General features: G+C 67.4%; 14 protein-coding genes. 7 read left to right on the forward strand and 7 right to left on the reverse strand.

Features of this window, described 5'->3' with window-relative positions:
* The first annotated feature begins 77 nt into the window (after positions 1-77).
* Positions 78-989, forward strand: coding sequence for a rhomboid family intramembrane serine protease (locus tag AB0M63_RS11545; RefSeq protein WP_366019211.1), 912 nt, complete (start codon positions 78-80; stop codon positions 987-989).
* Between the two features lie 283 nt (positions 990-1,272).
* Here AB0M63_RS11545 and crgA read toward each other — a convergent pair whose 3' ends face one another.
* Positions 1,273-1,527, reverse strand: coding sequence for a cell division protein CrgA (gene crgA / locus AB0M63_RS11550; RefSeq protein ID WP_033285718.1), 255 nt, complete (start codon positions 1,525-1,527; stop codon positions 1,273-1,275).
* A gap of 142 nt (positions 1,528-1,669) precedes the next feature.
* Between crgA and AB0M63_RS11555 the strand changes: the two genes are divergently transcribed.
* From AB0M63_RS11555 to AB0M63_RS11580, 6 genes are read left to right on the forward strand one after another with little or no spacing between them, the layout of a single operon-like run.
* Positions 1,670-2,449, forward strand: a complete 780-nt coding sequence (locus tag AB0M63_RS11555) for a DUF881 domain-containing protein (protein ID WP_366019212.1) — start codon at positions 1,670-1,672, stop codon at positions 2,447-2,449.
* Between the two features lie 21 nt (positions 2,450-2,470).
* Positions 2,471-3,154 carry a class E sortase gene (locus tag AB0M63_RS11560; protein WP_366019213.1) on the forward strand — a complete coding sequence of 228 codons (684 nt, stop codon included), beginning with the start codon at positions 2,471-2,473 and terminating at the stop codon, positions 3,152-3,154.
* A gap of 16 nt (positions 3,155-3,170) precedes the next feature.
* Entirely contained in the window at positions 3,171-3,368 is a 198-nt protein-coding gene (locus tag AB0M63_RS11565) for a hypothetical protein (protein WP_199827405.1), read from the forward strand.
* Complete coding sequence (locus AB0M63_RS11570; RefSeq protein WP_366019214.1) at positions 3,365-4,003, forward strand: aminodeoxychorismate/anthranilate synthase component II; 639 nt, start codon at positions 3,365-3,367, stop codon at positions 4,001-4,003. The genes AB0M63_RS11565 and AB0M63_RS11570 overlap by 4 nt, the downstream gene beginning before the upstream one ends.
* Positions 4,000-5,073 (forward strand): class E sortase, encoded by a 1,074-nt coding sequence (locus AB0M63_RS11575; RefSeq protein WP_366019215.1) that lies wholly within the window; start codon positions 4,000-4,002, stop codon positions 5,071-5,073. Before AB0M63_RS11570 ends, AB0M63_RS11575 begins: the two co-directional genes overlap by 4 nt.
* A gap of 12 nt (positions 5,074-5,085) precedes the next feature.
* Positions 5,086-5,838 carry a class E sortase gene (locus AB0M63_RS11580; protein WP_355919857.1) on the forward strand — a complete coding sequence of 251 codons (753 nt, stop codon included), beginning with the start codon at positions 5,086-5,088 and terminating at the stop codon, positions 5,836-5,838.
* A 63-nt stretch (positions 5,839-5,901) separates the two neighbouring features.
* Here AB0M63_RS11580 and AB0M63_RS11585 read toward each other — a convergent pair whose 3' ends face one another.
* From AB0M63_RS11585 to AB0M63_RS11610, 6 genes are all read right to left on the reverse strand, one after another.
* Positions 5,902-6,336, reverse strand: a complete 435-nt coding sequence (locus AB0M63_RS11585) for a hypothetical protein (RefSeq protein WP_366019216.1) — start codon at positions 6,334-6,336, stop codon at positions 5,902-5,904.
* Positions 6,337-6,485: 149 nt separating this feature from the next.
* Positions 6,486-8,462, reverse strand: a complete 1,977-nt coding sequence (pknB, locus tag AB0M63_RS11590; RefSeq protein WP_366019217.1) for a Stk1 family PASTA domain-containing Ser/Thr kinase — start codon at positions 8,460-8,462, stop codon at positions 6,486-6,488.
* A 170-nt stretch (positions 8,463-8,632) separates the two neighbouring features.
* On the reverse strand, positions 8,633-10,120 hold the full coding sequence (locus AB0M63_RS11595; protein WP_355919852.1) for a penicillin-binding protein 2: 1,488 nt from the start codon (positions 10,118-10,120) through the stop codon (positions 8,633-8,635).
* Positions 10,117-11,553: an FtsW/RodA/SpoVE family cell cycle protein gene (locus AB0M63_RS11600; protein ID WP_355919849.1), complete on the reverse strand. Its 1,437-nt coding sequence runs from the start codon at positions 11,551-11,553 to the stop codon at positions 10,117-10,119. The genes AB0M63_RS11595 and AB0M63_RS11600 overlap by 4 nt, the downstream gene beginning before the upstream one ends.
* A gap of 30 nt (positions 11,554-11,583) precedes the next feature.
* Complete coding sequence (locus tag AB0M63_RS11605) at positions 11,584-13,116, reverse strand: Stp1/IreP family PP2C-type Ser/Thr phosphatase (RefSeq protein WP_355920011.1); 1,533 nt, start codon at positions 13,114-13,116, stop codon at positions 11,584-11,586.
* 98 nt (positions 13,117-13,214) lie between these two features.
* Positions 13,215-13,736, reverse strand: coding sequence for an FHA domain-containing protein (locus AB0M63_RS11610; RefSeq protein WP_043675935.1), 522 nt, complete (start codon positions 13,734-13,736; stop codon positions 13,215-13,217).
* Positions 13,737-13,738: the final 2 nt, after the last annotated feature.

Raw genomic sequence — 13,738 nt, forward strand, 5'->3', positions numbered from 1 at the left:
GGCGGGAACCAAACGCCCCGTTCATCCGTAAGGATGGGCGGGGCGGTGCATTGCGTACGAACGATTGAGGGGACCCCATGGATCAGGCGCCAGGCAGCCCGCAGGGCCCGGAGGAGCAGCGGCCCCAGGATGCCCAGGGCCTGCCGGGCTGTTACCGCCACCCGGACCGTGAGACCGGTATCCGCTGCACCCGTTGCGAGCGCCCGATCTGCCCCGAGTGCATGGTCAGCGCCTCGGTCGGCTTCCAGTGCCCCGAGTGTGTGCGCGACGGTTCCGGCACGGGGCACTCCCCGGCCGCGGCCCAGCCCCGCACGATCGCCGGCGGCACGGTGGCGGCCGACCCGAGGCTGGCCACCAAGATCCTGATCGGCGTCTGTGTCGCCGTGTATGTGGTCCAGCTCGCGGTGGGTGACCGTTTCACCGAGCGCCTCGAACTGCTCGGCCAGGCGTACGTCCCGCTCTTCGGCTCGGTCGAGGGCATCGCCGAAGGCCAGCCGTACCGGCTGCTGACCGCGATGTTCCTGCACGCCAGCCCGATCCACATCATCTTCAACATGCTCAGCCTGTGGTGGATCGGCGGTCCCCTGGAGGCGGCCCTCGGCCGCGCCCGCTATCTCGCCCTGTACTTCGTCTCGGGTCTCGCGGGCAGCGCGCTCACCTATCTCATCGCCGCCCCGAACCAGCCCTCGCTCGGTGCCTCAGGCGCCATCTTCGGGCTCTTCGGCGCGACGGCGGTGCTGATGCGCCGGCTCAGGTACGACATGCGGCCGGTCATCGCCCTGCTGGTGATCAACCTGATCTTCACCTTCGGCTGGGCCAACATCGCCTGGCAGGCCCACATCGGCGGCCTGGTCGCCGGTGTGATCACCGGCTACGCGATGGTCCACGCCCCGCGCGAGCGGCGGGCCCTGATCCAGTACGGCACCTGTGCCGTCGTTCTGGTCGTCGTCGTGGTGTTGACGCTGATCAGGACGGCTCAGCTCAGCTGATACCAAACCGTTGTCCACAGTGCGTGGCGGATCTTGTGCATACCGTGCGGGAACAACTGTGCCCCCTGTCGCTGACCCGTGTTTCTGCAGGTCAGGCAGGGGGCGAACAGGTTTGCGGTTGCCGGTGTGTCAGTCACACCGGCGTCAACACTCAGTGGGTTATCCACAGATCGTCGTTCTTTTTCCCCAGGCCCGCTGTGGATACTTCTCTGGCCTGTGGATAACTCACCGGAAAGCCCTGGGCAGAGCTGCGTTCACCGGGCGGAAGCCGCGGCTTCCGCCGCTACTTCCACTGCGTGGAGACGCCGAATCCGGCGGCGATGAAGCCGAAGCCCACCACGATGTTCCAGTTGTCCAGGCTGTCGATGGGCATGGAGCCGTCGGTGACGTAGAAGACGACGATCCAGGCCAGGCCGATGACGAACATGGCCAGCATCACCGGTGCGACCCAGGCGCGGCTGTTCAACTTGATGGCGGTCGCCGCCTTCGCCGGTGGCGGCGTGTAGTCGGCCTTCTTGCGGATACGTGACTTCGGCACGAGGGTCTCTCCTGTCGATGCGCTGCGTGGCCGCGCAGGGAACTGGGGCGGGCTCCGGGGCAGCGTACAAGGGGACACTGAGTGCTCCCCCGGGCGTCCGTTAGCGTAGTGCTTCCGCGGCGCCGAAGGAGATAAGGGTACGTTGAGCAATTCTGCCGACTCCCCCGGGACGGGTACCAGTCCTGCCCGTATCCGCCGATTCCGTCCGGTGCGGATTCTCACGGTGGCCGTCTTCGCCCTCGCGGGGCTCATCTTCTTCACCAGTTTCAACACGGCCAAGGGCACCAACATCCGCACGGACGCCTCCTTGCTGAAGCTGTCCGACCTCATCCAGACCCGCAGCCAGAAGAACGGTCGGCTGGAGGACGCCAACGGAGTCCTGCGCGACGAGGTCGACTCCCTCCGCAAGGAGGACGACACCGGTACCGGTGCCGACAGCAAGAAGCTCACGGCGCTGGAGCGGACCGCGGGCGCCGAGCAGCTCAAGGGCAAGGCCCTCACCGTCACCCTCAACGACGCCCCGCCCAACGCCACCGCCAAGCTCCCCGGCTACCCCGAGCCGCAGCCCGACTACCTGGTCATCCACCAGCAGGACCTCCAGGCCGTCGTGAACGCCCTGTGGCAGGGCGGCGCCCAGGGCATCAAGGTCATGGACCAGCGGCTGATCTCGACCAGTGCCGTGCGCTGCGTCGGCAACACCCTGATCCTCCAGGGCCGGGTCTACTCACCGCCGTACAAGATCACGGCGGTCGGGGACCCGGGGAAGCTGCGGCAGGCGCTGACGGCGTCCAAGGCGATCCAGAACTACATGGTGTATGTCGACGTCTACGGGCTCGGGTGGAAAGTGACCGACGACGGGACGGTGACTCTTCCCGGGTACTCGGGCACAGTGGATCTGCACTACGCGAAGCCAGTGGAGTAAGCGGCCGTACGGGAGCTGCCGGTGCGCGTGATCGTCAGAAGCTTCAGCGAACTCTGCATCACCGCAGGCACCCTGATCGTCCTCTTCGTGGTCTATGTGTTGTTCTGGACCGGCGTGAAGGCCGACCACACGATGAGCGACCAGATCCACCAGTTGCAGATCCAGTGGTCGCGGCAGACCGTGCAGCCGAAGGCGGCCCCCTCACCCACCGCGCCGGCGAAACCGGCCGCGTACAAGGACGGCAAGCCCTTCGCGATCATGTACATCCCTCGGCTTGGTTTCACGTGGAACAAGCCGGTTCTTGAAGACACCGCCGTGAACACCCTCAAGAAGGGGCTTGGTCACTACGCGGGCACCGCGCGGCTGGGGCAGGTCGGCAACTTCGCGGTGGCCGGGCACCGGCGGACGTACGGGGACCCCTTCGTGGACTTTCCGAAGCTGCGCGAGGGCGACGCGGTGGTGCTCACGGACGGGACGACCTGGTTCACGTATCGGATCGACAAAGGGCCTTACAAAACAGTGCCCACCGACATTGAGGTGATCGATCCTGTGCCACGTAAGTCCGGGTACACGGCCTCGGGCCGCTATCTCACGCTGACCACGTGCGATCCGGAGTGGGGGCACAGCCACCGGCTGATCGTCTGGGCCCATCTCGACTCCACACAGCCTGTGGAGGACGGGAAGCCCGACGCCCTGCGCCGTTAGTCTGGTGGTGTACGGCGTGAGTCTGGTGCCGTGGCGCGACGGAAGGGACGGCATGTACGGCTGGATCTGGCGGCATCTGCCGGGCAACGCGTGGGTCAAGGCGCTGATTTCGCTCGTCCTTGCCCTGGCCGTGGTCTACATCCTCTTCCAGTACGTCTTCCCGTGGGCCGAACCGCTGCTGCCCTTCAACGATGTGACGGTGGACAACCAGTGAGTGCACGGATTCTCGTCGTCGACAACTACGACAGCTTCGTCTTCAACCTGGTCCAGTACCTGTACCAGCTGGGCGCCGAGTGCGAGGTGCTGCGCAACGACGAGGTGTCGACGGCGCACGCCCAGGACGGCTTTGACGGCGTCCTCCTCTCGCCCGGCCCCGGCACCCCCGAGGAGGCCGGGGTCTGCGTCGAGATGGTGCGGCACTGCGCCTCGACCGGAGTGCCCGTCTTCGGCGTCTGCCTCGGCATGCAGTCGATGCAGGTGGCCTATGGCGGGGTCGTGGACCGCGCCCCCGAGCTGCTGCACGGCAAGACCTCGCTCGTCGAGCACGAGGGCAAGGGAGTCTTCGCCGGACTGCCCTCGCCCTTCACGGCGACCCGCTACCACTCGCTGGCGGCCGAGCCGACGACGGTCCCGGCCGAGCTGGAGATCACCGCCCGGACGCACGACGGCATCATCATGGGCCTGCGCCACCGCGAACTGCCCGTCGAGGGCGTCCAGTTCCACCCGGAGTCGGTGCTGACCGAGCACGGGCACCGGATGCTGGCCAACTGGCTGGTGGAGTGCGGCGACCAGGGTGCCGTGGCGAGGTCGGCGGGGCTCGCCCCGGTGGTGGGCAGGGCCACGGCGTGACCGCGCTGCGCCCCGAGCGCGAGTCCGAGGCCTCGTACGGGGAGCAGCCGTACGGGGAGCCGGGCACGTTCGAGGAGTGGTACGACGCGCAGGGCCAGGGCGCGTCCGGGGTGCCGTACGGTCCGATCGACGAAGAGACCGTGGCGCTGCGGATACCGGACCCACCGCCGGAGCGGCGAGGTCACGGTCGGTCCATACCGGCGTCTGACGCCTCATCCGCCTCCTCCGCCACAGGAACCCCGACGGGAGGCCGTGCGGCCCGCAGAAAGGCCGCCAAGGGCCGTCACGGGCGTCACGGGGGCACGGCCGCGCCGGAGGAGAGCGCCGAGTCCCCGGAATCCGGTTCCGGGGCGCCCGTCTCGCGGGTCGAGGCGCGGCGGCGGGCCCGGGCCAACAAGCCGGGTGCCGCGGTTCTCGCGAGCCGTGCGATCGGTGAGGTGTTCATCACCACCGGCGTGCTGATGCTGCTGTTCGTCACCTACCAGTTGTGGTGGACGAACGTGCGCGCGCACGCGCAGGCCGGCAGCGAAGCGAGCCAGCTCCAGAACGACTGGGCGAGCGGGAAGCGCGCCCCGGGGGAGTTCGAGCCGGGGCAGGGTTTCGCCATCCTGCACATCCCCAAGCTGGACGTGGTGGCGCCGATCGCAGAGGGCGTCAGCAACAAGAAGGTGCTCGACAAGGGCATGGTCGGGCACTACAGCGAGGGTGCCCTGAAGACCGCGATGCCGGACGCGAAGACCGGCAACTTCGCGCTCGCCGCGCACCGGAACACACATGGCGAACCGTTCCGGTACATCAACCAGCTCAAGCCCGGCGACGAGGTCGTCGTCGAGACCCAGGACACGTACTACGTCTACAAGATGACGAAGACGCTGCCCGTGACCTCGCCGAGCAACACCAGCGTCATCGACCCCATCCCCAAGGGCTCGGGTTTCACCCAACCCGGCCGCTACATCACGCTGACGACCTGTACGCCGGAGTTCACCAGCAAGTACCGGCTGATCGTCTGGGGCAAGATGGTCGAGGAACGGCCGCGCAGCAAGGGCAAGCCGGATGCGCTCATCGAGTAGGGGCACCTGAACGTGGCAGCGACCACCGACGACACCGCAGAGCAGACCGACATGCCCGCATCCCCGCCGGACCGCCGCCGCGGCACCGGCCGGATCGCCATGGCCGTCAGTGTCTTCGGTGAACTCCTCATCACGGCGGGCCTGATCCTCGGCCTGTTCGTCGTCTACTCCCTGTGGTGGACGAACGTCGTCGCCGACCGCACGGCCGACAAGCAGGGCGACAAGGTCCGCGACAACTGGACCAAGGGCACCACCGACACGGGCCCGGGCGCGCTGGACACTAAGGACGGCATCGGCTTCCTGCACGTGCCCGCGATGAAGAACGGCGAGGTGCTGGTCGAGAAGGGCACCGAGACGAGCGTCCTGAACGACGGCGTCGCCGGCTACTACACCGACCCCGTCAAGGCCGTCCTCCCCACCACCGGCAAGACCGGCAACTTCACCCTCGCCGCCCACCGCGACGGCCACGGCGCCAAGTTCCACAACATCGACAAGATCGAGAAGGGCGACCCGATCGTCTTCGAGACGAAGGACAAGTGGTACGTCTACAAGGTCTACGACATCCTTCCCGAGACCTCGAAGTACAACGTGAAGACCCTCGCCCAGATCCCCACGGAGTCCGGCAAGAAGAAGGCCGGCCACTACATCACGCTGACGACCTGCACGCCGGTGTACACGTCCCGGTACCGGTATGTGGTGTGGGGCGAACTGGTCCGCGTCGACAAGGTGGACAGCGCGCGGACGCCGCCGAAGGAACTGAGGTGAACGCGGGGAGCGGGGTCGCAACCCGCTGTTGCAACCCCGACTCGATTCGGTCAGCGGTGGTTCTCAGCTCTTCGGCGCGTAGTCCGAGCACTGGAACGAAGCCGAGTCCGAGGTGTTGACTTTCGCCTCAAGGAATATGAGTACCAAGCCCTTTGGCTGTTGAAGGGTGGTGTCCCAATAGGACTGAACGTTTCGTCCTTGGTCGCCGGTGTGCCAGGGGTAATTCGTGACCGAGCCGTCCTTGTTGGAGGACTTGAGGTGAATCATCGGGGCTCGGGTGTCGTCGACCTTGTCGAAGACCGAGAGGGTGACTGTGTACTTGGCCGTAGGAGCGCCGCTGCCGTACAAGGTCGCCGTGGCCAGATAGGTGTCGAACGGACCTGTGCAGCTCAACGGGATGCTCACGTTCGCCGCCTGAGCCGGAGTTGCCATTGCCATGGCGGTCGCTGCAGCGGTTAGGCATACGGCTGTGCAGGTGGTCATGCGTCTTTTGCGCATCACAATTCCCCCTTGCGTGAAGTGGTGGTGCGGTCGAGTCTCATTCGAACACATTGACCCATTCATGACAAGGGCGTTATTGATGTTTGAGTAGAACAATGGCTCGGCACCTGTCCTGGTGCCGAGCCATTGTGGGAGCGGGCTCTTGCTTAGCCGAAGAGGCCCCCGTTGTCGTTGCCTCCATTGTTTCCGCTGCCGTTCTTGACGGCGATCAGGTTGACCGCTGTGCCCTGGGTGACCTGGGTGTTGGCCCCAGGATCCTGGCTGAACACAATGGCGTCGTCGTCCTGGGATCCGGTGATGTTTCCTACAGTCAGCCCCGCGTCCTGGAGAGCCTGCTTGGCGTCTTTGAGAGACAGCTGAGTCACGGTCGGCACCGTGACCTGCTGATTCTCCAGCTTGCCGATCTGGATGTTCACCTGGGAGTTCTTGCTCACCTGCGTGCCCGCCGTGGGCGAGGTCGCGACGACCTTGCCGACCAGGTTGGAGTCGCTGGTGTCCACCTCGGTGCAGTTGCCGGTGAGGTTGTTGGCGGTCATCTGCGCCTTGGCCTCGTCACAGGTCTTGCCGCTGACGTCCGGGACCGTGGACTTCTCCTCGGCCTTGGCGACGGTCAGGGTGATGGTGGTGCCCTTCTCCACCTGCGTGCCCAGGACGGGGTTCTGCTCCAGGACCGTGCCGGGGTCCTCGCCGGACACCTTCTCCTTCTTCTCCACCTTGAACTGGTACTTGTCGCCCGTCAGCGTCGAGGAGGCGTCGTCGAAGCTCTGGCCGACGACACTCGGTACGACGACCTTCGGGGCGCCGGTCGAGACCACCAGGTTGATGGTGTCGCCCTTCTTGACGTCGACACCCGCCTTCGGGTCCTGCGAGCAGACCTTGCCCTTGGGCTGGTCCGCGCAGGTCTTCTCGGTGGTGGCGACCTTCAGGTCGACGTTGCCGGCCATCGTCGTGGCGGTGGCCTTCGTCTGACCGACGAGGTTCGGGGCGGCGAAGGCGTCGTTCGCGCTGTCGTTCCCGCTGAACGCCCACTTCCCGATCAGGATCGCGCCCACCAGCACCAGCACCGCCGCCACGACCAGCAGGATCGTCGAGGTGTTCGACTTCTTCTGCTGGCGGCGCCGGTCGGGGCGGTCGTCGTAGCCGTAGCCGCCGTCGTCCGGGTTCATCGGGGGCAGCATCGTGGTGGCGCCGGCACCCGCGTCGGAGCGCAGGGCCGTGGTCGGCTGGTCGTCGGGGTAGCCGCCGTAGCCGACCGAACCCATCGCCGCCGTGGCCGCGACCGGCTGGCCGTCGAGGCAGGCCTCGATGTCCATGCGCATCTCGTCGGCCGACTGATAGCGGTAGTTGGGGTCCTTGACCAGGGCCTTCAGGACGATCGCGTCCATCTCGGGCGTGATCTCCGGGTCGAAGACCGACGGTGGCTGCGGCTCCTCGCGTACGTGCTGGTACGCGACCGCGACCGGGGAGTCGCCCACGAAGGGCGGCCGTACCGTCAGCAGTTCGTAGAGGAGGCAGCCCGTCGAGTAGAGGTCCGAGCGGGCGTCGACCTGCTCGCCCTTCGCCTGCTCCGGCGAGAGGTACTGGGCGGTGCCGATGACAGCGGACGTCTGCGTCATCGTCATGCCGGAGTCGCCCATCGCGCGGGCGATGCCGAAGTCCATCACCTTGACCTGGCCGGTGCGCGTCAGCATGACGTTGGCCGGCTTGATGTCGCGGTGCACGATGCCGCTGCGGTGGGAGTACTCCAGGGCCTGGAGGATCCCGATGGTCATCTCCAGGGTGCGCTCCGGCAGCAGCTTGCGGCCGCTGTGGAGCAGTTCACGGAGGGTGGAACCATCGACGTACTCCATGACGATGTACGGGATCGAGACCCCGTCGACATAGTCCTCGCCCGTGTCGTAGACCGCGACGATCGCGGGATGGTTGAGCGAGGCGGCCGACTGGGCCTCCCGGCGGAACCGGGCCTGGAAGGAAGGGTCGCGCGCAAGGTCGACGCGCAGCGTCTTCACCGCCACCGTGCGGCCGAGGCGTGTGTCATGGGCGAGGTAGACCTCCGCCATGCCACCACGGCCGAGCACGTGGCCCAGCTCGTACCGGCCGCCGAGGCGACGCGGCTCTTCCATAGTTCCCTACCAGCCCTCTCCGTCGGTCCCGACCCGCACGGATGTGCGGTCGGAGGCTAGCCGTCCGGGCCTACCGTACCCGGCTGGCTTTGTGTGACCTGGCCAAGCCCGTCACCCGATACAGGACCGGTATCCCAACGTGCACCGATGTGAAGGGGACGTGAGCGGGGTCACTTCTTGCTGTCGATGACCGCCTCCATCACGCTCTTCGCGATGGGGGCCGCCAGGCCGCCGCCGGAGATGTCGTCACGGTTGGCGCTGGAGTCCTCGATGACGACGGCCACGGCCACCGGCGAGCTGCCGTCGGCGAGCTTGGCGTAGGAGAGGAACCAGGCGTACGGGTTCTCGCTGTTGGCGACACCGTGCTGGGCGGTGCCGGTCTTGCCGCCGACGGTGACGCCGCTGATCTTCGCGTTGGTGCCGGTGCCCTTCTCGACGACCGTCTCCATCATCGACTGGAGGATCTGCGCGTTCTTCGAGGAGAGCGGCTGACTCATCTCCTCCGGCTCGGTCTGCGCGATGGTGTCGAGGTTCGACGACTGGAGCTTGTCCACCATGTACGGCTTCATCAGCTTGCCGTCGTTGGCGACCGCGGAGGCGACCATGGCCATCTGCAGCGGGGTCGCGGCGGTGTTGTACTGGCCGATCGAGGACAGCGCGGTCTGCGACTGGTTCATGTTGTCGGAGAAGACCGAGGCGCTGGAGCGGATCGGGGTGAACTGCTCGGCGTCGAAGCCGAACTTCTTCGCCTCGGCCAGCATCTTGTCGTTGCCGAGGTCGGAGCCGACCTTGCCGAAGACGGTGTTGCAGGAGTACTGCAGCGCGACGCGCAGGGTCGCGTTCTTGCAGGGGATGCTGCCCTCGTTCTTCAACTGGGTGGTGGTGCCCGGCATGACCCACGGCAGCGGCGAGTTCGTCGCCTCGTCGGCCGACGAGTACAGGTTGTTCTCCAGCGCCGCGGACGCGGTGACCACCTTGAAGGTGGAGCCCGGCGGGTAGGTCTCGCGCAGCGCCCGGTTGAGCATCGGGTCGTTCGGGTCGTACTTCTTCTGGAGCTTCTGCCAGGCCTTGGCGTCCGTGGAGGTGGAGTTCCCGGCGAACGACGAGGGGTCGTACGACGGGTAGGAGGCCAGCGCCAGGATCTTGCCGGTGGACGGGTCGAGGGCCACGACCGCGCCCTTGCCGCCCTGCTTCTTCAGGCCCTTCCACGCGGCGTTCTGCGCGGCCGCGTTGAGGGTGGTGACGACGTTGCCGCCCGACTTCTGCTTGCCCGTGATCATGTCGAGGGTGTTGCGGAAGAAGAGCCGGTCGTCGGTGCCCGAGAGGATGCCGTCCTCGATGGACTCCAACTGGTTGGCGCCGAAGGCCTGGGAGGCGTACCCGGTGACCGGCGCCCACATCGCGCCGTTCTTGTAGGTGCGCTTGTACTTCAGGTCGTTGAGCCCCGAGGTGCTGGTCTCGGTGGAACCGGTGACCGGGTTGCCGTCGACGATGATGTCGCCGCGCGGGGTGGAGTAGCGCGCGATGGTCACACGGCGGTTCGACGGGTCGTCCTTGAGGCCGTCGGCCTTGACGTACTGGAGCCAGTTGTCGCGCAGCAGCAGGGTGAGGACCAGGAGGCCGCAGAAGAGCGCGATCCGGCGCAGGGGCTTGTTCATGACGGGCGGACCACCTGGGTCATCTCGGCGTCGGGGTTCGGGGCGGGCGCGGGCGCCGGGCGGCGGGCGGTGTCGCTGATGCGGATCAGGATGCCGATGAGGGCCCAGTTGGCGATGACGGAGGAACCGCCGTACGCCACGAAGGGCATCGTCATACCGGTCAGCGGGATCAGGCCCATCACACCGCCGGCGACGACGAAGACCTGGAGGGCCATGGCGCCGGAGAGGCCCACGGCGAGGAGCTTGCCGAAGGGGTCGCGGGCGGCCAGGGCGGTGCGGACACCGCGCTCCACGATCAGGCCGTAGATGATCAGGATCGCCATGATGCCGGCGAGGCCCAGTTCCTCGCCGAAGGTGGCGAGGATGAAGTCGGAGTTGGCGGCGAACCGGATGAGGTCGGAGTGGCCCTGGCCGAGACCGGTGCCGAGGGTGCCGCCCGAGCCGAAGGCCCACAGGGCCTCCATCGACTGCGCGGAGTGGCCGGCGACGGTCTTGCTGAGCGTGTACTCCTTCATCGGGTTCAGCCAGGCCTGGACGCGCTGCTGGACGTGCGGTTCGAAGCTGGCCACGCCGACCGCGCCGGCCGCGGACATCAGCAGACCGAAGACGATCCAGCTGGTCCGCTCGGTAGCGACGTACAGCATGATGATGAACATTCCGAAGAACAGCAGCGAGGTGCCCAGGTCGGTCTCGAAGACCAGGATCAGGATCGAGATGAACCAGACGACCAGGATCGGGCCGAGGTCGCGGCCGCGCGGCAGATACAGGCCCATGAAGCGGCGGCTGGCCAGCGCGAGCGCGTCGCGCTTCACCATCAGGTAGCCGGCGAAGAAGATCGCCAGGACGATCTTCGCGAACTCACCGGGCTGGATGGAGAATCCGCCGACCGAGATCCAGATCTTCGCGCCGTAGATGTTGGCGCCGAGGCCCGGCACCAGGGGCAGCAGCAGCAGGACGAGCGCGCCGACCATGGAGATGTAGGTGTAGCGCTGCAGGGCGCGGTGGTCCTTGAGGAAGATCAGGACGACGGCGAACAGCCCGATGCCCATCGCGGTGTACAGCAGTTGCCGGGGTGCCGCGTTGCCCGCCTGGTTGATGGACTGGAGCAGCTTCGACTGGTCGAGCCGCCAGATGATGACCAGTCCGAGGCCGTTGAGCAGGGTGGCCAGGGGCAGCAGCAGCGGGTCCGCGTACGGGGCGAACTTCCGTACGACGAGGTGGGCGACGCCGGCCAGCAGGCCGAGGCCCAGGCCGTAGCTCAGCAGCCCGGCCGGCACCTTGTCGTCGATGGCCAGGCCCACGTTGGCGTAGGCGAAGACCGGGATGACGACCGCGAACAGCAGGAGCGCCAACTCGGTGTTGCGTCTGCTCGGCGCGCCGATGGAACCGATCGTGGACGTATGGTGCGCCGGCGTGTTGGTAGAACTGCTCATCGTGTGACGGGGCCTCTCACGGCTTGCCTGTTACTTGCTGCACTGCGAGACGACCTGCTGCTCTTCCTCCGAAAGGCTGGGACCGGGGCTGGGAGTTGCAGACTTGGTCGGGGACGGGGTCGTCGACGCCGAGGGAGTCGGTGACGACGTGGCCTTGGACGTGAGGGAGGTGCTGGTGGTTCCCGTGGTGCTGCTGGGCTTGGCGGCCGCGGCCTCGCGCTCGGACTCCTTCTTGCACGCGGAGGCCTGCACCGCCAGGTCGTCGATCTTCTTCTGGGCGTCCTGGAGACCGCCCTCGGCGATCGTCGCCTTGACCTGCTTCTGCTGGTAGGGCGGCAGGTACTTGAGTTCGATGTCGGGGTGGTCCTTCTCCACCTTCGACAGCGAGACCCAGGCGAGGTCCTGGCTGATGCCGCGGTACAGCGCCACGTGCTCGCCGTTGGCGCCGACGAAGTACTGCGTCTGCGTCCAGCGCCAGCCGCCGTAGAGGCCGCCGCCGATGACGGCGAGCGCGAGCACGCTGTAGAAGGATCTCTTCAGCCACTTGCGGCCCTTGGAGGGCTTCACGAAGTCGTCGTCGGTGTAGTCCCCGAAGCTGCCCGTGGGGACGTAACCGGTGGTGTCGCCGGAGCCGGGCGGGCCGAACTCGCCGCCCCCGCCGTTCTGTCCGGGCACCTGGCGGCCGAGCCCGGAGGCGCGGCCGGCCGGGGTCTGCATGATGCCGTTGTCGTGGTGGTGGAGCTGGTTCTCGGCCACCGCGCCGACGATCACCGGGGTGTCCGACAGCTGTGCGGCGAGGGTGTCACCGGTGTCGAGGTCGAGGACGTCGGCGATGATCACCGTGATGTTGTCGGGGCCGCCGCCGCGCAGGGCGAGCTGGATCAGCTCCTGCACGGTCTCCTGCGGGCCCTGGTAGCTGGCGAGGGTGTCTTCCATCGTCTGGTGGGAGACGACTCCGGACAGCCCGTCGGAGCAGATCAGGTACCGGTCGCCGGCGCGGACCTCACGGATCGACAGGTCGGGCTCGACGTGGTCGCCGCTGCCGAGCGCGCGCATGAGGAGGGCGCGTTGCGGGTGGGTGGTGGCCTCTTCCTCGGTGATCCGGCCCTCGTCGACCAGCCGCTGCACCCAGGTGTGGTCCTGGGTGATCTGGGTCAGCACGCCGTCGCGCAGCAGATAGGCGCGGGAGTCGCCGACATGGACGAGGCCGAGCCGCTGCCCGGTCCACAGCAGGGCGGTGAGCGTGGTGCCCATGCCCTCCAGCTGGGGGTCCTCCTCGACCATCATCCGCAGCTGGTCGTTGGCCCGCTGCACGGCGGTGCCGAGCGAGGTGAGGATGTCGGAGCCGGGCACGTCGTCGTCGAGGGAGACGATGGTGGAGATCACCTCGGAGGAGGCGACCTCGCCGGCGGCCTGGCCGCCCATCCCGTCCGCGATCGCGAGGAGGCGTGGACCGGCGTAGCCGGAGTCCTCGTTGCCCTCGCGGATCATGCCTTTGTGCGATCCGGCGGCGAAGCGCAGTGACAGACTCATGCGCACCTCGCCCGTCGGCTCCGGGTACATCCGCACGGTGCCCACCCTCCGGTCGGGAGCGCGCCGGGGTCCGCCAGGCGGTCCGCCGCTGCGTGCTCGCTCCGCTCGCGCTGATTCATGACGTGGTACTACTTCCGCAGCTCGATGACGGTCTTGCCGATGCGGATCGGCGCGCCCAGCGGAATCGGTGTGGGGGTCGTCAGCCGGGACCGGTCCAGGTACGTGCCGTTGGTGGATCCGAGGTCCTCGACGATCCACTGGCCGTCACGGTCCGGGTAGATCCTGGCATGGCGGCTGGACGCGTAGTCGTCGTCCAGCACGATCGTCGAATCGTGCGCCCGGCCCAGGGTGATGGTCTGCCCCTGGAGCGCGACGGTCGTACCCGTGAGGATCCCCTCACTGACGACGAGTTTGGTGGGGGCGTTACGGCGCTGCCGGCCGCCCCCGCTCGGCTGCTGCTGGCGCTGCTGCGGAGGTGCCGCCTGCCGGGCGGCCTGCTGCTGAGGTCGTCCGGCGTCCCGTCGCGAGCCGCGCTGAGTGACACGCGTTCCGAACAGGTCGCTGCGGATGACCTGCACGGCCACGATCACGAACAGCCACAGTACGGCCAGGAAACCCAGCCGCATGACCGTGAGGGTCAGCTCTGACATTG

The organism is Streptomyces sp. NPDC051576, from assembly GCF_040681835.1.
In the GTDB taxonomy this organism is placed as follows: domain Bacteria; phylum Actinomycetota; class Actinomycetes; order Streptomycetales; family Streptomycetaceae; genus Streptomyces.

Coding starts and splice junctions, on each gene's coding strand:
- AB0M63_RS11545 (WP_366019211.1), top strand. CDS start 78: ATGGATCAGGCGCCAGGCAGCCCGCAGGGCCCGGAGGAGCAGCGGCCC.
- AB0M63_RS11585 (WP_366019216.1), bottom strand. CDS start 6,336: ATGCGCAAAAGACGCATGACCACCTGCACAGCCGTATGCCTAACCGCT.
- pknB (WP_366019217.1), bottom strand. CDS start 8,462: ATGGAAGAGCCGCGTCGCCTCGGCGGCCGGTACGAGCTGGGCCACGTG.
- AB0M63_RS11595 (WP_355919852.1), bottom strand. CDS start 10,120: ATGAACAAGCCCCTGCGCCGGATCGCGCTCTTCTGCGGCCTCCTGGTC.
- AB0M63_RS11600 (WP_355919849.1), bottom strand. CDS start 11,553: ATGAGCAGTTCTACCAACACGCCGGCGCACCATACGTCCACGATCGGT.
- AB0M63_RS11605 (WP_355920011.1), bottom strand. CDS start 13,116: ATGTACCCGGAGCCGACGGGCGAGGTGCGCATGAGTCTGTCACTGCGC.
- AB0M63_RS11610 (WP_043675935.1), bottom strand. CDS start 13,736: ATGTCAGAGCTGACCCTCACGGTCATGCGGCTGGGTTTCCTGGCCGTA.